This is a genomic window from Streptomyces sp. NPDC004539, assembly GCF_040610055.1.
GTDB lineage: Bacteria > Actinomycetota > Actinomycetes > Streptomycetales > Streptomycetaceae > Streptomyces.
Genome location: NZ_JBEXLS010000052.1, coordinates 1 through 20723, shown reverse-complemented (window position 1 = coordinate 20723; position 20723 = coordinate 1). Strand labels below are relative to the sequence as shown.

The window sequence follows — 20723 nt, the reverse complement described above, 5'->3', positions numbered from 1 at the left end:
CGCGTTCAAAGGCGTGTGTCCCCGCGTCTATGCGCCCCAGCTCCCCAAACGTTCCGTCACGGTAGCCGAATTGAAGCCGACCGGCCTCTTGTCACTGCGGGCGACGGCATCGTAACGTCCTCGGCATTCCGAGATACATCGGAGGAATCACGGCTCAGGGGAGAACACGGCCAATGAAGCCCGCTCGTATCCGCTCGACCGCCGCCGCCACCGCCGTCCTCGCGGTGCTCGCTCTCTCGACCGCCTGCAACCGCGAGAGCTCGGACTCGTCCTCGACCGGCGGGAAGTCCGCCATCGGGATCGATCTGCCGCGCTCCGACTCCGACTTCTGGAATTCCTACGCGCAGTACCTCAAGAAGGACATCACGGCCGACGGCATCGACGCGCTGCCGCTGAGCAACTCGCAGAACGACGTGACCAAACTCGTCGCGAACGTCCAGGTGTTCCGCAACACGGGTGCCAAGGCGGTGGTGATGGCCCCGCAGGACACGGGCGCGATCGCGTCCACGCTGGACAGTCTCGCGGCGGCGAAGATCCCCGTGGTCAGCGTCGACACCCGGCCCGACAAGGGTGACGTCTACATGGTGGTGCGCGCGGACAACCGGGCGTACGGCACGAAGGCGTGCGAGTTCCTGGGGCAGCAGCTCAAGGGGCAGGGGAAGGTCGCCGAGTTGCAGGGCGCGCTGGACTCCATCAACGGGCGGGACCGCTCGGAGGCGTTCGCGGAGTGCATGAAGACGAAGTTCCCGAAGATCGAGGTGTTCGAGCTGCCGACGGACTGGAAGGGTGACGTCGCCTCCGCGAAGCTCCAGTCCCTCCTGGCCCAGCACCCGGACCTGAACGGCATCTACATGCAGGCGGGCGGGGTGTTCCTCCAGCCGACCCTGGCCCTCCTCGAACAGAAGAAGCTGCTCAAGCCGGCCGGGCAGCCGGGGCACATCAGCATCGTCTCCAACGACGGCATCCCGCAGGAGTTCGACGCGATCCGCAAGGGCCAGATCGACGCGACGGTCTCGCAGCCCGCCGACCTGTACGCCAAGTACGCGCTGTACTACGCGAAGGCGGCGACCGAGGGGAAGACGTTCGCGCCGGGTGCGACCGACCACGGCTCGACGATCATCAAGATTCCGAACGGACTCGAGGACCAGCTGCCCGCTCCCCTGGTGACCAAGGCGAACGTCGACGACGCCGCCCTCTGGGGCAACAGCATCGGCTGAGAGGCACGTCCATGAACGACATCACCACCTCCCCGGTGGCCGAGGCCGTCGGCGTCTCCAAACGGTTCGGGGCGACGGTCGCCCTGCGCGACGCGCACATCTCCGTCGCCCCGGGCGAGTCCCATGCCCTCGTCGGCCGCAACGGCGCGGGCAAGTCGACGCTCGTCTCCCTGCTGACCGGCCTCCAGCGCGCCGACGCGGGCACCCTGCGCTTCTCGGGCCGTCCGGCCCCCGCGCCGGGCGACCTCGCGGCGTGGCGTTCCCGGGTCGCCTGCGTCTACCAACGGTCCACGATCCTCGACGAGTTGACGGTCGCCGAGAACCTCTTCCTGAACCGGCAGAGCGACAGCGCGCTGCGGCCCATCCGCTGGCGTCGACTGCGGGAGCGGGCGCAGGAGTTGCTGACCGAGTACGGGGTCGACGTGGACCCCGCCGCACGGGCGGGCCAACTCTCGGTCGAGCAGCGGCAGTTCGTGGAGATCGCGCGGGCCCTGTCGTTCGGCGCCCGGTTCATCATTCTCGACGAGCCGACGGCGAAGCTCGACGCGCGGGGCATCACCCGGCTGTTCACGAAACTCCGTGAACTGCGCGAGCAGGGCGTCGCGTTCCTGTTCATCTCGCATCACCTCCAGGAGGTGTACGACCTCTGCACGACGGTCACGGTGTACCGGGACGCGACGCACGTCCTGACCGCTCCGGTGGCCTCGCTGGGGCATCGGGAGCTGGTGGAGGCGATGACGGGCGAGTCCGCGGCGCCGGTGGCGGCCGTGCGGAAAGCGGCGGCAACCGCTTCCACCGAGTTGCTGGACGTCTCAGGTCTGACGCTTCCCGGTGTCTGCGAGGGGCTCTCGCTGAGCGTGCGGTCCGGTGAGGTCGTCGGGCTCGCCGGGTCGGCCGCGAGCGGGAACGTGCAGGTGGGCGAGGCGATCGCCGGGCTGCACAGGGCGCGCACCGGGTGGATCGCGGTGCGCGGTCGGGTCGTACGGACCGGGAGTGTGCCGTCGGCGCTGGCCGCCGGGGTGGGGCTGGTGCCCGAGGACCGGCATGCGCAGGGGCTGGTCGCCGGGCGGAGTGTCGCCGAGAACGCGACGCTCACGGTCACCGATCAGCTCGGGCCGTTCGGGACCGTACTGCCGTCGCGGACCCGGGAGTTCGCGGGGCGGGTGATCCGGGGGCTGGACATCAAGACGCCGAGCGCCTCGACGCCGGTCGCCGCGCTGTCGGGCGGCAATCAGCAGAAGGTGGTCGTCGCGCGGGCGCTCGCCACCGATCCGGAGGTGCTGGTGGCGATCCGCCCGACCAACGGGGTGGACGTCAAGTCCAAGGAGTTCCTGCTCGGCACGGTCCGGGGGATCGCCAACGGTGGCAGGGCCGCGCTGATCGTCTCCGACGAGCTGGACGATCTGCGGGTGTGCGACCGGGTCGTCGTCATGTTCCACGGGCGAGTGGTCGCCGAGTTCGCGCCGGGCTGGCGCGACGAGGAGATCGTCGCCGCCATGGAGGGCGTCGCCGACGCCCTGGGGAGGTAACCATGTCCGCGACCACCGAAGTGACGCCGGCGCCCGCCGGGTCGGCCCGCCGCGGCCGGCTCGATCTGGGCCGTTTCCGCGACCTGTCGCTCGTACCCGTCATTCTCGTGCTGATGCTGATCGGGTTCATCGTCTCGCCCGCGTTCCTCACCTCCGACAACCTGATCGGGGTGCTCCAGCAGTCCACGGAGCTCAGCCTGTTGGTGCTGGCGACGACGTTCATCCTGATCGCCGGCCGCATGGACCTGTCGCTGGAGTCGACGATCGGGGTGGCGCCGGTCATCGCGGTGTGGCTGGTGCTGCCGTCGAGCGGGGGCCGCTTCCACGGGGTCGGTCTGCTGCCGGGGTGGACGGCGATACCGCTGTGCCTGCTGGTGGGCGCGGTGATCGGGGCGGTGAACGGGTTCCTGATCCTGAAGCTGCGGCTCAACGGGTTCATCGTCACGCTCGGCGCCCTCACCATGCTGCGCGGGCTTCAGGTCGCCATCTCCGAGGGGCAGTCGATCGTCGACCTGCCGCCGTCGTTCACCTATCTCGGACGGACGTCGTGGCTCGGACTGCCCGCCGCCGTCTGGGTGTGCGGCGTGCTGTTCGCGCTCGGCGGGTGCGCCCTCTCGTGGCTGCGGCACGGGCGCGCGCTGTACGCGATCGGCGGGAACCAGGAAGCCGCCCGGACGGCGGGCATCCGGGTCGACCGCATCGTGTGGACCGTGCTCATCACCGGGAGCGTCCTCGCCGCGTTCGCCGGAATCCTCTACAGCGGGCACTACGGGTCCATCTCCGCGACTCAGGGCAGCGGCTGGATCTTCCAGGTGTTCGCGGCGACCGTGATCGGCGGGGTCAGCCTCAACGGCGGCAAGGGCTCCGTGTTCGGCGCCCTCACCGGCGTCCTCACCCTTCAACTCGTCGTGAACGTCATGACGTTGGCGGGGGTGCCGCCGCTGTGGAACCAGTTCCTCAACGGGGTCATCATCATCGTGGCGCTGATCGTGTCCCGGTTCGCGTCGGGGGAGAAGCAGGAGTGACGTCTCGGATGTCTCGGGCGTCGCGGGTCAGCAACAGCCCGCAGCCGTACGCCCGTCCGCGCCCGACGCCCTGACTCAGCGCCGTCACCAGCGCGGCCGGGTCGGTGACCGTGAGCGTGCCCCGGATCTCGGCGCGCGCGAGCCGCAGCCCCTCGTGCGGGCCCGCGCTGGAGGCGGCGGGGAGCATCCGTACGGACAGCGCCTCGGGGTCGGCGGTCGCCCCGATGCGGGGGACTCCGCCGGGGGACCGCTGAGGTTGGCCGGGCGGCTGGAGGCGGTCCAGGAACCAGGCGCGGACGTGGTCCGGGCGGGTGTGCGGGGTACGGCGGCCCCGGGGGCGGTCGCCCGGCGGGCCGCTCTGGCGGCTGTACGTCGGGTTCACGACCGTCCGGAACGTCAGGGTGTCGCCGCTGCGGAACGTCCGGTCGACGGTGATGACGTGCGGTTTCCTGGTGAGCGCGCCGCGCGGCATGCCCGCCCAGTCGCCGGGGACCCTCGACTGGACGACCAGGACGAGGACGCCCGCCCTGAGGTCCACGGTCCACGTCGACAGCACGCCCATCTGGGCGCGCGCGTCGGGGTCGCCGTCCGTGCCCCAGCCCCGGAATCCGCTCATCACCGTGCGGTGCATGTCCTGGGCGTCGATGAGGGACTTGGCCGTGTACGGGTGGTCGGTGTCGAGGCTGAGGATGCTGTGGGTGGCGACGAAACGGGCCGTCATCGGATCAGCGCCTTCCACTCGGTGGGGTTGTCGTCGATGGTGATCCGGGTGCGGATCTCCCACCGTGTGCTGTGTACGGGGGTGTCGGCGTCGAAGCTGACGGGCTGGTCCTGGACGGGGGCGGCGCCGGGGGTGCTCGGGTGGGCCTCGATCCATGCCCAGGGCCGGGGTTCCGGGGTGAGGCCGTCGGCGTCGAGGAGAGCCGTCGCGCTGAACGCCTCGTGGATGGTGGCGTGTCGGTGGAGGGGGCCGGTCAGCGTGCCGGAGGGCGGGCAGGACTTGCGGCCCAGCCACAGGAGGCGGGCGGGGTGTTCGAGTGCCGTCGCGACCGTGCGGAGCAGGCCGGCGTCCTCGTGCTGGAGCGCGGCGACGAACGCCGCGTCGGCGAGGTACCAGCGTTCGGTGACAAGTCCGTTGCGGGCGAGCTGTTTTGACACCAGGGCGCCCGACTCGGGGTCGGTGGCGATGTACTTCGGGGCGCCGTACCAGTCGTCGAGCGTGTGGTGCCCGAACGTGTCGCCTTCGGCGTCCGCCATGGTCGGGGCGAGGGCGGCGGCTCTGCGGTGGTCGGTGAGGACGTCACGCGGCCGGATCGGGAAGCGGCCCGCTCCGACGAGGTGGTAGTCGCGGGTGGGGGTGCCGGGGTGGTCGGCGCGCACTCCGTACCGCACGGCGGCCAACTCGCCGAGTTCCTGGTCGCGTTCGAGGCCGAGTGCCGCCGCGCACATGCCGATCACCGCGGATTTGGCGGGCCGGTTGTGGGTGTCCCTGCGGGCGGCGAAGCGGGAGAGGGTGCCCCAGGACTGGAGGGGCCCGGCGAGGCGGATCAGGAGTGTGTGGGGGCTCACCGGGTCAGGTCCTGGACGGAGTCGACGTCCTGGACACCGAGTTCCCGCAGGACGGCGTGGACGGCCGGGTCGTACGTCAGGACCCGGCCCTCGGTGATGTCGTCCCGCTTGCTCCGCACGAACCGGTGATGGTCCATCAGCTTCCGCACCGCACTCTCCCCCGCCGGCCCGGCGGTCTCGTCGACCGGCTTCTGGAAGGCGCCGCCGTAGTTGAAGGGCCGGTCCCCCTCGAAGGCCAGCACCAATACGGGCAACGACCCTGTGGACGCCGTCGAGTTCTTCTTCGCCTGCGGAAACGCGTGCACGAACGCGTCCACGAACTCCGCCTCCGCGGCCCGCGCCGCGACCTCGGCGTCCGCCTCCGGCATTCCCGCCGCCCGCAGGTTGCTCAGCAGGGTCCGCCGGTCCAGCACCGCGTGCCGGTAGAACGTCCCCGAGATCAGCGACTGGTACCCCGTCATCCCGGCGCCCGCGTCGTCCGCCGTGTCCAGGAAGTCCAGCGCGTTGTTCCTCCGGTCGATCTTCGCGTCGTCCGCCGCCGCGTAGAAGTCGTCGGTCGTCTCCGCCTCGTGCACGGTGAAGGCGTGCCCGCTCTGGATCGCCCCGTCCACGTTCGGGGAGTCGGCGATCTCGGCGAGGAAACGGCCGTACAGGGCGATGTCGATGGCGTCCCGGGGGGCGAGAGCGGTCAGGACGGCGTTCCGCGTGTCCTTCTCCAGGCCGGGGAGCCTGGGCCCCTTCTCCGCAGCGGGGGACTTGAGCCCCTTCGCCCGCTTCAGCCGCTCCTCGACCGCCTGGTACTCGGCCGCCCACGCCGTGATCTCCTCCTCGCACTCCGCCAGCCGGTCCGCGATCCGCTCCCCCGCGTCGGCCGGCGCGAACACCAGCACCTTCGTCAGATCCGCCACGGTCGGCTTCGCCGAGTCCCCGAACTTCAGCCCCGTCGCCTGAAGCACGGAACGCGCGGTGGCCAGCGCCCGCTCCCCGTCCCAACCGTGCCTGCTCTCCAGCGCGTCGGCCGTCTTCAGCGCCCACTCCCTCGTCCGCACCCCCATGCTGTACCCGACGAGCGGCCCCTTCCCCTCGTTCGCCCGGTCCCGCGAGTACATCCGCTCGGCCCTGCGCCGCGCCTGACTGGTGATGAGGTGACGCTCCACTCCTCCGTACACGATGCTTTTCGGGGAGCCGTTCTCGTCGCGGACGGGGAGGACGGCGACGAGGGTTTCCAGGAGGTGGAGGGAGAGGAACGGAGGGCGGTCGGGGGTGCTCACGTCAGTCGGTGCCCTTCTTCGGCGGCGGGGTGTGGAAGTCGACGGCCCATCGGTAGGGGACGCGTGCCGCGCGGTCGCTCCAGCAGGCCAGGTCATCGGCGAGGCGTGGCCAGGAGGGGGGCGGCATCTCGCAGGAGCGCAGCCGGGTGACGGCGTGCCGGAGGTGGCGGACGGGGAGTCGCCGACTGGCGACGATACGGTCCATCAGGCGGCTGGCGCCGGGGTCGTCGGGGCCGCGTCCGAGGCCGCCGCCGATGCGGCGGGCCGCGGCGCCCAGGGTGCCGTACCCCTTGTGCGGCCGGTCGGCGCCCTGGTGGTAGACGGCGAAGAGGAACGCCACCTGTTCGAAGACCTCCCGGCGGAGGTCGTCGTCGCGGGGCGCGCGGCAGCCCGCCTCGATGCGGGCGTTGGTGCAGGCGTTCGGGCGGCGCAGGGCGGCGAGCGCGCCGTAGTCCCGTCTGATCACCAGGCCGGTCAGCCAGTGGCCGAGCAGTTCGCTGTGGGTCGGTTCGAGGTCCGGCGGACGTGGGCTCATGCGCGTTTCCCCTTCAGTTCGTCCGGGGCCTTGAGGCCGGTCAGTCCGGCGTCGAGGAGGCGGGTGGCCCGGACCCGGGTCCGGTAGCCGCGTGAGGTGGCGGGCAGGGAGTCGAGCCGCTGGTTCAGGAAGCGGCGGGCCTCGCGGGCGAGGTCGGCCGCGTACGCGACGAGTGCCTCGTCGAGGTCGGCCTTGGCCGGAGCGGCCGAGGTCTCCTCCAGCAGGACGTGGAACGGGACGGCCGCGTACATCCAGTACTCGGGTCCCGCGTCGAATCGCGCCAACTGGTCGGCCTTGTCGGAGGGTTTGGGGTTCGGGTAGGTGACGGTCCAGGCGACGTACGCGGCTCGGGACAGGCAGGCCGCGATGTACTCGGCGATGTGCGAGCCGCGCTCGGCCGCGTAGCGCAGCTCCCGTTCCCGGCCTCGGACGAAGGGGAAGGTGTCCGACACCCAGGTGACGACCGAGGTGTGGCGGGTGATGAGCCCCACCGCCCAGAGGGTGACCTTGGTCCCGCTGTGCCGGGCGACGCGGTCGTACAGGTCGCCCTCTCTCCGGTTCGCGACGGCGGCGTACAGGGCGTGCGCCTCTCGCCAGAAGGCGCGGGTGGCCGACGGCCGCAGGGGTTCGTCCTCGCCCCGCGGATACACCGCGTCCCGTGCGGGAGGGTCCGTGAGGAGTTCGCCGGCGGCCAGCAGGACGCGGTCGACGGCGAGTTGCCCGCCGGCGGCGACGGGGCGCAGCAGGATGGAGCGGCCGAGGACGGAGTGCAGGTCGGCCGGGCCGTCGGTGCTTCGGCCCCGGGGTTTGACGCGGAATCCCCGGCGGGGAGTGGGGGACACGGTCCAGGTGTGGTTGAACGTGCCGGCGCCGTCGCCGTCGAGGGGGAGCAGGTTGAGCAGCAGCGTGTCCTGGAGGGTCGGGCCGAGGGCGACGACGCGGATGCGTGCGGCGAGGCGGCCGAGGCCCAGGTTGGTGAGGGTCGGGCCGAGGGTCTCCTTTCCGGAGACGCGGGCGCGTCCGCCGGGGCCGTAGGCGTGCTGGGCGAGCATCGCGCGGAACGCGGCGGCGGCCGGGAGGGGTTCGGTGCGGTCCAGGTGGTGGTGGTCGAAGAACTGGTTGTAGTCCCCGGCGCGCTCGATCACCAACTGGGCGGGACCTGTGCCGTGTTCGTCGAGGTAGGGGGCGAGGAGGGAGTTCTGTCCGAGGGGTTCGGTGGGGTGGAAGAGGTCCCACTGGTCGTCGGGGCGCGTGTCGAGCCACTCCGCGGCGCGGGCCGGCGTCTCGGGCCCGGCCGCCGCGCCCTGAGCGGCGTAGCAGATCGCCAGGAGGTACTCCAGCAGGGCGACGGTCTCCCCCGGTGTCGTCACCGCGAGCCCGGAGAGTTCGCCGGCTCTCCTCAACGCGTCGACCAGGCCGACCAGTTCGCGCGTCCCGTCGCCCGTGAACACCGGAACGCAGGGTTCCCGGCGCGGGTCCCAGCGGGGACGCGCCGCACACCGGACCGTTTCAGTCAATACACCCACTTCCCCCCTCACCCACTGATACCCCTTGATGAGATGGGAAGGGACCGTAGCACGCCGAGCGGGAGCAGTATGGGCACACCGGAGGATTTCAACTCAAAGGCGTACCTGTGGTGTTGGGGAACGATCACCCCCACCGAGGGGCTCGGCTGGACCCCGCTCGTCGTGGAGCTGGTCACCACGGCATCGGTGGCGCTGCGGCGCTGGGACCGGCTCCCCGAGCACCGACAGGACTCCCTCACCGCGGAGTTCGCGGCCCGCGACCGACGCACCGCCCGCCTCGCCGTCGCCTTCCTCGCCGGGCTCAGCCGCCTCGGGCTCGCCACCCCCGCGCGCATGAACTCCTTCGACAGGGGCCTCGGCTGGCTGGACAACACCGTCGCGGGCCTCGACCACGCGGACGAGATCTGGCAGTACCACGCGCTCCGTGCGGGCCTGCCCCTGGAGCCCTTCGACGCCGATCCGTACGACGCCTCCCCCGCCCACATCACCGCCGCCGTGCTGCCCCGTCTCACCGGCTGCGCGTGTCCGGGGTTCACGGACGGCGAGCGCTGCGACACCCCCGCGCACGAGGGGCTCTACACCGCCGCCTACGCGCTCAACTCCCCGGACTCCGGTGTTCTGCACGCCGACACGGTCGCCGTCGCCTTCCGCGCGACCGGCGGTCCCGCCTGGGACGCGGTCCGCGCCGATCTGGTGTCCGCCGTCGCCGCGCACGTCGGCATCGACGCGCGGTCGCTGCCCCGGCTGATCCGGCCCACGCGGCCCCACCGGCTGGCGGAGTTCTCCGACCTGGTGGCCCGGAGTGCCGAGGTGTCCGAGGGCAGGGTCTCGGCGTCGCCGCACGAACCGTGGGGCGCGGTGGCGGAGCGGGTGCGGCGCTACGCCCGCGAGGCGGTGCCGGACTGAGCCGGGGCTTCGCTCACCTGCGCTGGGCCGCCAGCCGGATGGGGGCGTTGGCGGCGCCGTACCCGCCGTACCCCCCGTCCCGCTGGACGAACTCGAAGAACACCTGCCCGACCGTCCGGGTGTAGCAGTGCCGGAACTCGCCGCCCTGTTCGTCGCGGTCGTAGAGGATGCCGAGTTCGCGGAAGGCGGCCAACTCGGCGTCCGGGAGGTCGAATCGGGCGGCGAGGTCGTCGTAGTAGTTGCCGGGGACGTGGAGGAGGGGGGCGCCGGCGGTGTGGAGGTCGCGGGCGGTGGTGACGAGGTCGGTGACGGCGACGGCGATGTGGCGGGCGCGGTCGTCGGTCTCCGGGGTGGGGGCGAGGTTGAGGACGAGGTGGGGGCCGGTGGGGGAGGCGGAGAGGGCGCGGCTGCGGAAGAGGCCGTAGGGGTCGGCGAGCTCGACGGTGTCGTGGGGGCTGAGGCCGAGGATCGCGCGGTGGAAGAGGACGGCTTCGTCGAAGTGGTGCCAGGGCTGGGTGAGGGCCAGGTGGTCGAGGTGGCCGTCCGGGTGGGGGGTGGCGCCCGTGAAGGTGAAGTCGTCCGTCCAGCTGGGGAGTCCGGTGCGGCGGGTGGCGCAGAAGAGGACTTCCGTGCCGTCGGGGGCGGTGATGGAGTCCAGGGGGACGTCCTGGGCGGCGCGGTGTTTGGGGACGGTGGGGGCGAGGAGGGCCTCGGCGCGGCGGGCGGAGGCGGCGGGCTCGGCGGATTCGAGGCCGAGTGCCGAGAGGGTCGTACCCGTGCGCCGTGTCGCGGTGTTGAGGACGACGCGGGCCTCGCCGCGTTCCCAGAGGGCGACGGGTTTCGTGTGGTGGCGGGCGGTGCGGGTGAAGCCGATGGCGGTGAGGAGGTCCTCGGTGGGCTGGGGGTCGCTGGTCGCGAGTTCGGCGAAGGCGACTCCCGTGGGGACGACCGGGGCGGGGAGGCGGGAGGCGCCGGCGCTCTCCTCCAGGGCGAGGAGGGAGCGCATGCCGTCGAGGGCGGTGCGGCCGGCGTCCGCCTGGCGGAACACGTCGTTGAAGACCTCCAGAGAGAGCGGGCCGGGGTAGCCGGTGGCGAGGACGCGCCGCAGCAGGCCGGTGACGTCCAGGCCGCCCTGGCCGGGGAAGCAGCGGTAGTGGCGGCTCCACTGGAGGACGTCCATCGCCAGCACCGGCGCGTCGGCGAGCTGGAGGAAGAAGATCTTCTCGCCGGGTATGTCCGCGATGCCTTCGAGGTCCTTCGGGTCGGGGGTCCGGGAGAGGATGTGGAAGCTGTCGAGGCAGGTGCCGAGGGCGGGGTGATCGGCGGTCCGTACGACGCGCCAGGCGTGGTCGTACGTGCTGACGTGCCGCCCCCAGGCGAGCGCCTCGTACGCGACGCGGATGCCGGACTCCTGGGCCAGGTCGGCGAGCCGGGAGAGGTGGGCGGCGGCCAGGGCGTCGTCGTCCCGGGCGAGCGCGGAGACGTTGGAGCAGACCAGGACCGTGTCCACGCCGAGCCGTCCCATGAGGTCGAACTTGTGGCGGGCGCGGCGGAGGTTGCGGACGAAGTGGTCCTCGGGGACGGCCTCGATGTCGCGCATCGGCTGGTAGAGGTCGATCGTCAGGCCCAGGTCGGCCGCGCGGGCGGCGATCTCCTCGGGGGTGAGGGGGCTGGCGAGGAGGTCGTTCTCGAAGATCTCGACGCCGTCGAAGCCCGCGCGGGCCGCTGCGGCGAGCTTCTCGGTGAGGGTGCCGCTGAGGCAGACGGTGGCGATGGACTTACGCATGCGCGCTCCCGATACGTTTCCAGGTCTCCTCAGGAGACGGGGACAGGGTGCCGACCCTTCCACGGTAGACCACCAGACGGTTCACTTGATCCGCTCCACGGCCAACTTCTCCGCTTCCACCGACGCCACCGGCTCCTCCCCCACGTCCCGCATCCGCCACGCCACCACCGCCGACACCAGGCACCCCAGCGCGACGTACCCCGCCACGAGCGACCACCCGCCGTCCGCCCAGATCACCAGCGACCCGGCGATCAGCGGCGTGAACCCGCCCCCGACGGCGCTCGCGAGCTGATACCCGACACCCGCCCCGCTGTAGCGGTACTCGGCCCCGAACATGTCGGTGAACAGGGCCTGCTGGACGGAGACGGCCATGTCGTGGGCGATGTTCACGAGCAGCACCGCGCAGACGACGATCAGCAGCATCGACCCCGACTCCATCGCCCAGAAGTACGGCACTGCGCCCAGCGCGCCGAGCACCCCGCCCGCGCAGTAGATCCGGCGGCGCCCGTAGCGGTCGGCGAGATAGGCGAAGGCCGGGATGGTGAGCACGGCGAGGCCGCCGACCGCGAGGTTCACGTCGAGCAGGCTGTCCCGGTCGAGCCCCAGCTCGTCGGTGCCGTACGACAGGCCGAAGGTCGTCACCCCGTAGAAGGTGAACAGCTCCACGAACCGCAGACCGATGATCGCGAAGAATCCGCCGGGGTTGGACCGCACGGCCTCGACGAGCGGCATCCGCGAAGGCGCGGCCCCACCGGCCCCGGCCTGAGCCCCGGCCCCCTTCTCCGTGAACACCGGCGACTCCTCCACCTTCGCCCGGATCACCAGCCCCACCACCACCAACAACGCGCTGAGCAGGAACGGAATCCGCCACCCCCAGGCCCGGAACGCCGCCTCCGAGGTGGTCGACGACATCAGCTTCGTGACGAGCGTCGCGAGCAGCAGCCCGAAGGAGGCGCCCACCTGGACGCCGCTGCTGTACAGCGAACGCCACTTCCTCGGGGCGTTCTCCACGGCCATCAGCGCGGCCCCGCCCCACTCGCCGCCGACCGCGAACCCCTGCGTGGCCCGCAGCACGACCAGCAGGACCGGCGCCCAGATCCCGGCCTGCGCGTAGGTCGGCAGGACACCGATCAGGGTGCTGGCCACGCCCATGATCAGCATCGTCAGCACCAGCATCCGTTTACGGCCCAGGCGGTCGCCGAAGTGGCCGAAGACGATGCCGCCGAGGGGGCGGAAGAGGAAGCCGACGCCGAAGGTGGCCCAGGCGGCGAGGGTGCCGACGGCCGGGGAGGCGTCGGGGAAGAAGAGGTCGCCGAAGAGGAGGCCGGCGACGATGCCGTACAGGAAGAAGTCGTACCAGTCGACGACGGCTCCCATGAAGCTCGCGAAGGCCGCGCGCCGGGCGAGGGCGTTGTGCGGGGTGCCGGTCATCTGCTCACACGCTCCTTTGTTCCACTGTGCGGATCTCTTGATCCGACCAGCGGAACCATAGGGCGGGTGGTTTGCGGCCATCAAGAGGTGCGGCAAGATTTCCTCCACACCTGTACATATGAAGGCGACCGGGACCACGGGGAGGCAGCGCATGAGCACCGACGAGGAACCCTCCCCCCGGCCCCCCTCCGCCCCGGAGCCCCACGCCTCCGGCGTCCGCAGCGTCCGGCGGGCCGTGGAGATCCTGAACCTCCTCGGCGAGGACCGCCCCGCGGTCACCCTCCGCGAGATCACCGAGGCCACCGGCCTCGCCAAGACGACCGCGCTGCGCCTCGTCCAGACCCTGGAGGAGAGCGGCCTCCTCGCACCCCACCCGGGCGGCTATGCGGCGGGCCCGGCGCTGTGGCGGTGGGCGTACCTGGCGCGCAGCCAGTGGGAGGTCCCCCAGGAGACCCGCAAGGTCATGCGCGACCTCGCGGACCGGCTGGGCGAGACGGTCAACCTGTTCGTCGCCCGGGGTGTGCACCGCATCTGCGTCGCGCACGAGGAGAGCACCCACCCCCTGCGCCACGTCGTGGACGTCGGCGACGAACAGCCCCTGTGGGCCGGCGCCTCCTCCAAGATCCTCCTGCGCGACGCCCCCGACGCCCTGCTGCGGCGCATCGCGGCGACCTCCCCCCAGGGCGAGCCCTCGGCCGACCGCCTCAGGACCTGGGCGGCGGAGGCGGCCGAACGCGGGTACGCCGTGAGCTCCAGCGAGTTCGACGAGGGCCTCACCGCCGTCGCCGTCCCCGTCACGGGCGGCACCGGCCGGGTGGCCGCCTCCCTCTCCGTCAGCGGCCCCACCCACCGCTTCCCCTACGAGGCCGTCGAACGCTTCGCCGCCGAACTCGCCCAGGGCGCCCGCCTCATCTCCGACCAGGGCTTCAGCCACCCGCTGGGCAACGCCGGCTGAGCGACCGCGAGCAGCACGCACGAACCCCTCCCGGACCGCCCGAAACTATTCGGCGGTACGGGAGGTATTGACGCTGCCCCCGAGGCACCTATCATCCGAATCGTCCGACGCTCTGTCCGTCGTTCGTATATGCGAACGACGCCGCACCGGACACCCTCGCGGCACCCCTCACCGCACCCTCGCGGCACCCTTCGCGCCACCCCCTCGCACCACAGCTGAACAGCCCGAGAATGGGAGCGCTCCCACTCCCCGCTGGAGGATCTGATGGACGTAGCAGGAGAGCCGGCCGCCGGTATGTCATGGCTGGGACAAGGGATCAGCAGGCGCAGAGCGCTGGCGGGCGGAGCCGGGCTGGTGGCGGGAGCGGCGCTCCCGTTCAGCGCCGAGGCGGCGGCCACGTACACGAACCCCGTGCTGTGGCAGGACTTCGCGGACATCGACGTCATCCGGGTCGGCGACGCGTTCTACTACTCGGCGTCGACCATGCACTACTCCCCCGGCGCCCCCATCCTGCGCTCGTACGACCTCGTCAACTGGGAGTTCGCCGGGCACTCGGTGCCGGTCCTGGACTTCGGCGCGAAGTACGACCTCAACGGCGGCCGGGGCTACGTGCGCGGCGTGTGGGCGTCCTCCCTGGCCTACCGCCCCGCCAACCGGACGTTCTACTGGCTGGGCCAGATCGACTTCGCCCGGACGTACCTCTACACCGCCCCCGCGGTGGAGGGCCCGTGGACCCGGCTGGCGTCGCTGGGGAACGTGTACTACGACGCCGGCCTGCTGGTCGACACGGACGACACCCTGTACGTCGCGTACGGCAACACGACCATCAGCGTGGCCCAGTTGACGCCGGACGGGCGTGGTCAGGTCCGCGCGCAGCAGGTGTTCAGCACGCCGTCGGGCATCGGGACGCTGGAGGGCTCCCGGTTCTACAAGGTGAACGGCAGCTACTACATCTTCCTGACCCGCCCGGCGAACGGCCAGTACGTCCTCAAGTCGACCGGCGGTCCCTTCGGGCCGTACCAGCTACGGCAGTTGCTGCTGGACCTGCCGGGCCCGATCCCCGGCGGCGGCGTCCCGCACCAGGGCGGCCTCGTGCAGACGCAGACCGGCGCCTGGTACTACCTCGCGTTCGTGGACGCCTTCCCGGGCGGCCGGGTCCCGGTCCTCGCGCCGGTGACCTGGACGTCGGACGGCTGGCCGGTGCTCCAACTGTCCGGCGGCGCCTGGGGAACGTCGTACCCGAGCCCCGTCCTGCCCGCCCCGCCGCGCCAGGTGACGCCCATGATCGGCGTCGACACCTTCGACGGGACGACGCTGAAGCCGAAGTGGGAGTGGAACCACAACCCTGACACCACCAAGTGGTCGGTGAACAACGGCCTCACGCTGTCGACGGCGACCGTCACCGACGACCTGTACTGGGCCCGCAACACCCTCACCCACCGCATCCAGGGCCCCTCCTCCACGGCGACCTCGACCCTCGACATCACGGCGATGCGCGACGGCGACCGCGCCGGACTCGCGCTGCTGCGGGACTCCTCCGCGTGGATCGGCGTCAAGCGGGAGGGCGCGGCGACCCGGCTCGTGATGGTGAACGGGCTGACGATGGACGCGAGCTGGAACACGACGGGGACGGGCACGGAGGCCGCGAGCGTCCCGCTGACCGGCAACAGGCTCTGGCTGCGCGCCAATGCCGACATCCGCCCCGGCGCCGCCCGCCCCGGCACCTTCTCCTACAGCCTCGACGGCGTCACCTTCACCCGGCTCGGACCGGCGTTCTCGATGGGCAACTCCTGGCAGTTCTTCATGGGTTACCGCTTCGCCCTCTTCAACCACGCCACCCGGGCACTCGGCGGCTCGGTCCGCGTCTCGCGGTTCGAGGTGTCGGTGCCCTGACGTACGGCACGTCCCGCAAGGAACCCGCATCCCCACCGTACGAGGAGCACCCCCATGCATCTGCGCACACGACAACCCGCCCTGCTGGGCGCCCTGGTGGCGGTCACGCTGCTGGCCGGCGGCACCGCGGCGACCGCCGTCCCGGACGACGCGCCCGCGCTGAAGGCGTCCACGCTCGGCGCCCAAGCCGCCCAGTCCGGACGGTACTTCGGGGCCGCCGTCGCCGCGTACAAGCTGAGCGACTCGACGTACTCGACCATCCTGAACCGCGAGTTCAACCAGGTCACCGCCGAGAACGAGATGAAGTGGCAGACCGTCGAGCCGTCCCGGAACTCGTTCAACTTCGGCCCCGGCGACCAGATCGCGAACCAGGCGTCGTCGCACGGGCAGAAGCTGCGCGGGCACACGATGGTCTGGCACTCCCAGCTCCCCGGCTGGGTCAGCGCGATCGGTGACGCGAACACCCTGCGCAGCGTGATGAACAACCACATCACGCAGCTCGCGAACCGCTACAAGGGCCGCATCCACTCGTGGGACGTCGTCAACGAGGCGTTCGCGGACGGCAGCGGAGGCGGACGGCGGGCGACCGTCTTCCAGAACGTCCTGGGCGACGGCTACATCGAGACCGCGTTCCGCACCGCACGCACCGCCGACCCCGCCGCCAGGCTCTGCTACAACGACTACAACATCGAGGACTGGAACGCGGCCAAGACCCAGGGCGTCTACCGGATGGTCCGCGACTTCAAGTCCCGCGGCGTGCCGATCGACTGCGTCGGCTTCCAGGCCCACTTCGGCACCGGCGGCCCCCCGGCCACGTTCCAGACCACCCTCGCGAACTTCGCCGCCCTCGGCGTCGACGTCCAGATCACCGAACTCGACATCGCCCAGGCCGGCACCACCGCCTACGCCAACGCCGTCCGCGCCTGCCTCAACACCGCCCGCTGCAACGGGATCACCGTCTGGGGCATCCGCGACAGCGACTCCTGGCGCAGCGGCGAGAACCCCCTCCTCTTCAACGCGAGCGGCGCCAAGAAGGCCGCGTACAACTCCGTCCTCACCACCATGGGCGGCACCCCGACGACCCTCGACGCAGCCGCTCTGCCGGGAAGTTACTCGTGGAGTTCCAGCGGCGTCCTGATGTCGCCGAAGTCCGACTCGACGCACAACATCGCCGGGCTCAAGGACCCGTCGGTCGTGTACCACAACGGCAAGTACCACGTGTTCGCGAGCACGGCCGGCGCCTCCGGGTACAACCTGGTGTATCTGAACTTCACCGACTGGTCGCAGGCCGCGAACGCCACGCACCACTACCTCGACCGCACGCCGATCGGGGCCGGTTACCGGGCCGCGCCGCAGGTCTTCTACTTCGCGCCGCAGGGCCTGTGGTACCTCGTCTACCAGACCGGCAACGCGTCGTACTCGACGAACTCCGACATCTCCAACCCGAACGGCTGGAGCGCGCCGCGCAACTTCTACTCGGCGATGCCCGACATCATCCGGCAGAACATCGGCAACGGCTACTGGGTCGACATGTGGGTGATCTGCGACGCGTCCAACTGCTATCTCTTCTCCTCCGACGACAACGGCCACCTCTACCGCTCGCAGACGACCCTCGCCCAGTTCCCGAACGGCTTCACGAACACCGTGATCGCCGCGCAGGACTCGAAGTTCGCGATGTTCGAGGCCGCCAACGTCTACAAGGTGCAGGGCGGCAATCAGTACCTGCTGCTGGTGGAGGCGATCGGCTCGGACGGGAAACGCTACTTCCGCTCCTGGACGTCACCGAGCATCGCCGGTTCCTGGACGCAGCTCGCCGCGAGCGAGTCGAACCCCTTCGCACGGGCCAACAACGTGACGTTCCCCGCCGGGGCGTGGACCCGTGACATCAGCCACGGCGAGATGATCCGCGCGGGCAACGACCAGACGCTCACGATCCCCGCATGCCGCCTCCAGTACCTGTACCAGGGCCTCGACCCGAGCGCGACAGGCGACTACAACACCCTCCCCTGGCGTCTCGCCCTCCTCACCCAGGCCAACTCACCCTGCTGACCTCCTCCTACGCCTCGCGCGACCCCCGACTCCGGCCGGGGGCCGCGTGCCGTCGCCGGGCCAGCATGTGGGCGATCCCGGCGAGGAGCGCGGGGACGGCGAGTTCGACCGTGAGCGACACCGCCCACTCGGGGTTGATCCGGCTCGTCGCACCGCTGGTGTACCGGCAGGTCGCCTGGGGCGGGAAGAGGCTGTACCCCTCGGTCGTGGGCGGGTTGCTCCCCCAGTCCGCGCCCCGGGCGCAGGCCGCCGAGGGTCCGGCCAGCAGCCGCCAGGCGTTCAGCGCGTAGAACATGAGGAACACGGACCCGAGGACGAGGAGGACCGTGCGTGTGTGCCGGAGTTTCGCGGCCCTGGTGACGGGGAGGACGAACGGGCCGCCGAGGGGCGGTTCCAGGCAGTCGGCGACCAGTGCCACGAGCAGGCAGGCCACCAGGACGGCCAGCCCGGCCCACAGCACCAGGTTCAGCGGCCCGCGCCCTCCGATCGACGACACGTCCCCGCTCTCGAACTCGCAGACTGTGGCCGGCGGGAACGCCTGATTGCGCGTCCGCAGCAGCCGCCCCGGCCCCTCGGTCAGCCCCTGCGAGCACCGCTCCCCGAACTCCAGCATCCCGCCCAGCGCGACCAGCGTCCCCACGAGCAGCACACCCAAGGAGATCCCCACGGCCGCCCAGAGCCGGTCCGTTCGATAACTCCCGTACATGCCGGGAACGGTAGTAGCTATGGCTCCTGCTTGATCGTCTTCATCGTGAAGTGGGAGACGACGTTCCTGATGCCGGGGATCGTCATGACCCGGCGGCTCAGGAAGGTCTCGTACGCGGGGAGGTCGGCGACGGCGACGCGGACGAAATAGTCGGGGGCACCGAAGAGGCGGCGCAGTTCCCGGACTTCGACGGCGGTCGCGAGGGTCTCCTCGAAGTGTTCGACGGTCGGGGCGTCCTGCGACTCCAGGCTGAGGTCCATCAGCACCTCGAAGGAGCGGCCCCGGGCGGCAGGGTCGATGATCGCCCGGTAGCCCTGGATGACGCCGTCCGCTTCGAGCCGCTGGACGCGGCGCAGGCAGGGTCCTGTGGTGAGGCCCACTCGGTGGGCGAGTTCGACATTGGTGAGCCGTCCGTCGCGCTCCAGCTCGGAGATGATTGCCTGGTCGATCGCGTCCATGGGAGAAGATTGCTCCATCGACCCACGGTCCGGCAATCTCCGCCACCGCGCCGGGCCGCCACGCCCGCTCCCCGCTATGGCTTTCGACCCGGTCGGCTACGTAGCCTGGCCCTGGCCCAACAGGATGTAGCCACCACCGAGGAAAGGGTTCCGTTGACCCCCGGCAGCTATTACGAGCGCATCGACGACCACCGCTTCAAGCCGACGCACCACGTGCAGGGCGCCTGGTCGCCGGACGAGCAGCACTTCAGTCCGCTGGGCGGTCTGATCGTCCACGCCATGGACCGCCATCTCGCGGACCGTCCCGGCCTGCTCCTCTCCCGGATCAGCTACGACATCCTGGGGCGGCTCGCCCTGGAGGAGTGCGAGATCGAGGTGGAGACCGTCCGCCCCGGCCGCACGATCGAGCTGATCGAGGCCGTCGTACGCATCGCGGGCCGGACCGTGGTGCGGGCGCGCGCCTGGCTGCTGACCGTCGTCGACACGACCGTCGTGGCGGGCGGTACGGGTGAGGTGCTGCCCGCGCCGGAGGTGTCGGAGCCCTGGCCGATGAGCGAGCTGTGGCCCGGCGGGTACGTCGCGTCGGTCGACGTCCGGGTGCCGGTCCCGCCCCGGCCCGGCCGCGGTACGGCCTGGCTGACCACCCCGCACACCCTCGTCGCCGGCGAGCCGGTCAGCCCGCTCGCCTCGTTCCTCACCCTCGTCGACACGGCCAACGGCATCGCCGTACGCCGTCCGCCGACCGAGTGGATGTTCCCGAACGTGGACCTGACGATCCACCTCCACCGTCAGCCCCGGGGCGTGTGGACGGGCCTCGACACGACGGTGACGTTCGGCCCGACCGGACAGGGCCTGACCAGCACGGTCCTGTACGACGTCGAGGGCCCCGTGGGTCAGGCCCAGCAGATCCTGACGGTCCGGCCGGCCCCGGGAAGCTGACGGGTCAAGCATCGGAGCGGGTGAAGCGGACCCACCGGCAGCTCCAGTCGTCGTCGGCGTACGGCCGGGGCGGTCCGTACATCTCCTCCTGGGGGAGGTACCGGCCCCGCGTCCCCTCGTGCCATCCGCAGGTGACGCGGTACGTCCCCGGCTCGACCCGCAGCACCGCGCCCGCCGCCTGCTCCGCCGCCCAGACCACCACGGCCCGCCCGCCGGGGAGTTGAAGCTCTCCCACCTCCGTCTCCTGTGCCGGGGACGCTCCCGCCGCCCGCCTGCGTGGGGCGTCCCGTCTGTCCCTGGGGAGCCAGGAGCGCGTCAGCAGGAAGGTGCCGGCGGGTCCGTACGCGATCTCGGCGCTGCCCTCGCCGTCCATCTCCCAGACGAGGCCGGTGTGTTGGCCATGGGCTCCGAAGCGGACGAAGGCGGCTTCGAGGTCGTCGTCGGAGGGGTGGACCGCCGACCAGGCGCGGGCGTAGTCGCAGGCGGGGTCGAGGGTGTAGGCGGAGTCGTGGAGCGCGCCGCCCCACTCCGGGAAGGCGTCCGCCTCGCAGACGAGCAGCGGCCCGCCTTCCGAGCCGACGGTCGTGGACTGCCAGGTGTGGGCGGGGAGTTCGTCGTTCACGTGAGGCTGCCTGGGACGAGTGGGCCGGGGACACGGGTCAGTCTGGGCCGTCGGCCGTACCTCCCGCATCAGGGGAACTACGCAGTCGGGTACGGGAAACGCCCCCGGACACAGGTCCGGGGGCGTTCCGTCGTCCTGTGACTATGCGTCGGTCTCGGGGCGGTCGGCGTCGGCCCAGTGGGTGTGGAACGCGCCGGGCTTGTCGACACGGCCGTAGGTGTGCGCGCCGAAGTAGTCGCGCTGGCCCTGGAGGAGGGCGGCGGGGAGGCGTTCGGCGCGCAGGGTGTCGTAGTAGGCCAGGGACGC

The 20723-nt window shown here is 71.4% G+C and carries 18 protein-coding genes and 1 pseudogene; 8 read left to right on the top strand and 11 right to left on the bottom strand.

The features are described from left to right. The first annotated feature begins 173 nt into the window (after window positions 1-173). From ABZX85_RS49090 to ABZX85_RS49080, 3 genes are read left to right on the top strand one after another with little or no spacing between them, the layout of a single operon-like run. The gene (locus ABZX85_RS49090; protein ID WP_355884919.1) at window positions 174-1217 is read left to right on the top strand and encodes a sugar ABC transporter substrate-binding protein; all 1044 of its coding nucleotides are present in this window, start codon (window positions 174-176) and stop codon (window positions 1215-1217) included. An 11-nt stretch (window positions 1218-1228) separates the two neighbouring features. Then, complete coding sequence (locus tag ABZX85_RS49085; protein ID WP_355884918.1) at window positions 1229-2746, top strand: sugar ABC transporter ATP-binding protein; 1518 nt, start codon at window positions 1229-1231, stop codon at window positions 2744-2746. A 2-nt stretch (window positions 2747-2748) separates the two neighbouring features. Continuing rightward, window positions 2749-3771 carry an ABC transporter permease gene (locus tag ABZX85_RS49080; protein WP_355884917.1) on the top strand — a complete coding sequence of 341 codons (1023 nt, stop codon included), beginning with the start codon at window positions 2749-2751 and terminating at the stop codon, window positions 3769-3771. Here the strand turns inward: ABZX85_RS49080 and ABZX85_RS49075 are convergent. From ABZX85_RS49075 to ABZX85_RS49055, 5 genes are read right to left on the bottom strand one after another with little or no spacing between them, the layout of a single operon-like run. After that, on the bottom strand, window positions 3719-4492 hold the full coding sequence (locus ABZX85_RS49075) for a type I-E CRISPR-associated protein Cas6/Cse3/CasE (RefSeq protein ID WP_355884916.1): 774 nt from the start codon (window positions 4490-4492) through the stop codon (window positions 3719-3721). The genes ABZX85_RS49080 and ABZX85_RS49075 overlap by 53 nt on opposite strands. Beyond that, window positions 4489-5340 carry a type I-E CRISPR-associated protein Cas5/CasD gene (gene cas5e, locus ABZX85_RS49070; protein WP_355884915.1) on the bottom strand — a complete coding sequence of 284 codons (852 nt, stop codon included), beginning with the start codon at window positions 5338-5340 and terminating at the stop codon, window positions 4489-4491. The genes ABZX85_RS49075 and cas5e overlap by 4 nt, the downstream gene beginning before the upstream one ends. Further along, a complete protein-coding gene (locus ABZX85_RS49065; protein WP_355884914.1) occupies window positions 5337-6611 on the bottom strand; it encodes a type I-E CRISPR-associated protein Cas7/Cse4/CasC in 1275 nt (424 codons plus the stop codon). The genes cas5e and ABZX85_RS49065 overlap by 4 nt, the downstream gene beginning before the upstream one ends. Before the next feature lies 1 nt (window position 6612). Continuing rightward, window positions 6613-7146: a type I-E CRISPR-associated protein Cse2/CasB gene (casB, locus tag ABZX85_RS49060; protein ID WP_355884913.1), complete on the bottom strand. Its 534-nt coding sequence runs from the start codon at window positions 7144-7146 to the stop codon at window positions 6613-6615. Continuing rightward, window positions 7143-8672: a type I-E CRISPR-associated protein Cse1/CasA gene (locus tag ABZX85_RS49055; RefSeq protein ID WP_355884912.1), complete on the bottom strand. Its 1530-nt coding sequence runs from the start codon at window positions 8670-8672 to the stop codon at window positions 7143-7145. Before ABZX85_RS49055 ends, casB begins: the two co-directional genes overlap by 4 nt. 69 nt (window positions 8673-8741) lie before the next feature. Between ABZX85_RS49055 and ABZX85_RS49050 the strand changes: the two genes are divergently transcribed. Then, a complete protein-coding gene (locus ABZX85_RS49050) occupies window positions 8742-9578 on the top strand; it encodes a hypothetical protein (RefSeq protein WP_355884911.1) in 837 nt (278 codons plus the stop codon). A 13-nt stretch (window positions 9579-9591) separates the two neighbouring features. Here ABZX85_RS49050 and ABZX85_RS49045 read toward each other — a convergent pair whose 3' ends face one another. Then, window positions 9592-11364 carry a TIM barrel protein gene (locus ABZX85_RS49045; RefSeq protein WP_355884910.1) on the bottom strand — a complete coding sequence of 591 codons (1773 nt, stop codon included), beginning with the start codon at window positions 11362-11364 and terminating at the stop codon, window positions 9592-9594. An 81-nt stretch (window positions 11365-11445) separates the two neighbouring features. Continuing rightward, window positions 11446-12795 carry a shikimate transporter gene (gene shiA, locus ABZX85_RS49040; RefSeq protein WP_355884909.1) on the bottom strand — a complete coding sequence of 450 codons (1350 nt, stop codon included), beginning with the start codon at window positions 12793-12795 and terminating at the stop codon, window positions 11446-11448. Window positions 12796-12946: 151 nt separating this feature from the next. On the opposite strand from shiA, the gene ABZX85_RS49035 reads away from it, so the two are divergent. The 3 genes from ABZX85_RS49035 to ABZX85_RS49025 all read left to right on the top strand — a co-directional run bounded on the left by ABZX85_RS49035 (window position 12947) and on the right by ABZX85_RS49025 (window position 17692). After that, window positions 12947-13750, top strand: coding sequence for an IclR family transcriptional regulator (locus ABZX85_RS49035; protein ID WP_355884908.1), 804 nt, complete (start codon window positions 12947-12949; stop codon window positions 13748-13750). A 294-nt stretch (window positions 13751-14044) separates the two neighbouring features. Next, window positions 14045-15643 (top strand): glycoside hydrolase 43 family protein, encoded by a 1599-nt coding sequence (locus tag ABZX85_RS49030; RefSeq protein WP_355884944.1) that lies wholly within the window; start codon window positions 14045-14047, stop codon window positions 15641-15643. A gap of 54 nt (window positions 15644-15697) precedes the next feature. After that, on the top strand, window positions 15698-17692 hold the full coding sequence (locus tag ABZX85_RS49025; protein ID WP_355884907.1) for a non-reducing end alpha-L-arabinofuranosidase family hydrolase: 1995 nt from the start codon (window positions 15698-15700) through the stop codon (window positions 17690-17692). A gap of 7 nt (window positions 17693-17699) precedes the next feature. Here ABZX85_RS49025 and ABZX85_RS49020 read toward each other — a convergent pair whose 3' ends face one another. After that, the gene (locus ABZX85_RS49020) at window positions 17700-18398 is read right to left on the bottom strand and encodes a hypothetical protein (protein WP_355884906.1); all 699 of its coding nucleotides are present in this window, start codon (window positions 18396-18398) and stop codon (window positions 17700-17702) included. A 17-nt stretch (window positions 18399-18415) separates the two neighbouring features. Continuing rightward, window positions 18416-18856, bottom strand: a complete 441-nt coding sequence (locus ABZX85_RS49015) for an Lrp/AsnC family transcriptional regulator (protein WP_355884943.1) — start codon at window positions 18854-18856, stop codon at window positions 18416-18418. 153 nt (window positions 18857-19009) lie between these two features. Between ABZX85_RS49015 and ABZX85_RS49010 the strand changes: the two genes are divergently transcribed. Continuing rightward, on the top strand, window positions 19010-19795 hold the full coding sequence (locus ABZX85_RS49010) for a thioesterase family protein (protein ID WP_355884905.1): 786 nt from the start codon (window positions 19010-19012) through the stop codon (window positions 19793-19795). 4 nt (window positions 19796-19799) lie between these two features. Here ABZX85_RS49010 and ABZX85_RS49005 read toward each other — a convergent pair whose 3' ends face one another. Further along, entirely contained in the window at window positions 19800-20417 is a 618-nt protein-coding gene (locus ABZX85_RS49005; protein WP_355884904.1) for a hypothetical protein, read from the bottom strand. Window positions 20418-20558: 141 nt separating this feature from the next. Next, window positions 20559-20723 (bottom strand): annotated as a pseudogene (locus tag ABZX85_RS49000) (NADP-dependent phosphogluconate dehydrogenase); the annotation flags it as partial.